General features: G+C 56.9%; 1 protein-coding gene. It reads left to right on the top strand.

Annotation, left to right across the window (positions count from 1 at the left end; all coding sequences use genetic code 11):
• Positions 1-283, top strand: a 283-nt coding sequence (locus BHE89_RS01410) for an RHS repeat domain-containing protein (RefSeq protein ID WP_171742419.1), incomplete at both ends; no start/stop codon positions are given.

The following is a 283-nucleotide window of genomic DNA, read 5'->3' as shown; positions in this document are numbered from 1 at the left end:
GGGGCGCAGAGAAGACTCAGGTAAGCTACAACGCTGACGGAAGTGTCTCTGTCACCAACGCCCTCGGCCACGTTCAGCGATATACCTACAGCCGTCACAACGGGATGCTCAAGCCTGATGTTGTTGAGGGTGCGCCGTGTACCGGCTTTGTGGGAGGCAAGGAAACCTACGTCTACGACAGCAAAGGCCTCGTCTCCAGCATTACAGATCGTGCTGGACAGAAGCGCACGTTCACCCATAACGACCGGGGATTGGAAACCACCCAGATAGACCAAGATGGGGG

The organism is Shigella sp. FC1967 (assembly GCF_001743005.1).
GTDB lineage: Bacteria > Pseudomonadota > Gammaproteobacteria > Enterobacterales > Enterobacteriaceae > Proteus.
This window is presented reverse-complemented; position numbering and strand designations above follow the sequence as displayed.